The sequence below is a fragment of the Lacinutrix sp. MEBiC02595 genome, assembly GCF_053601555.1.
This window is the reverse complement of sequence record NZ_JBSHNU010000122.1, coordinates 1-379: the sequence shown is the minus strand read 5'-3', so window position 1 is coordinate 379 and position 379 is coordinate 1. Positions and strand designations below refer to the sequence as shown.

The 379-nt window shown below is 42.5% G+C and carries 1 protein-coding gene; it reads right to left on the bottom strand.

Features of this window, described 5'->3' with window-relative positions; genetic code table 11:
- Positions 1–379: hypothetical protein (locus ACVCZW_RS00795; protein WP_452231405.1), on the bottom strand; the 379-nt coding region annotated here is incomplete at both ends.

Genomic DNA, 379 nt, shown 5'->3' with positions numbered 1-379 from the left:
AACTGTTCCATTTACTGGTATCGTTACTTCCGTTGGTTCTGTTCCTTCTGTTAATGTTACACCTGTTGGTAAAGTAGTTGTATCTACTACGATATCTACTGTTCCTGCTGGTACTCCTTCTATAGTATAGGTTCCATCCGCCGCTGTAGTTGCTGTTGGCTCTCCTGCGTCTAATACGCCATTGCCATCTAAATCTGCAAATACAGTTACTGGAGAAGTAAATCCGGTTTCTGTTCCATTTTGTGTTCCATCACCATCTTCATCGTTATATACGGTTCCGGTTACTGAACCAGCTGTAGTATAACCATCTGTTCCTGCTGCAACTGTTCCATTTACTGGTACCGTTACTTCCGTTGGTTCTGTTCCTTCTGTTAATGTC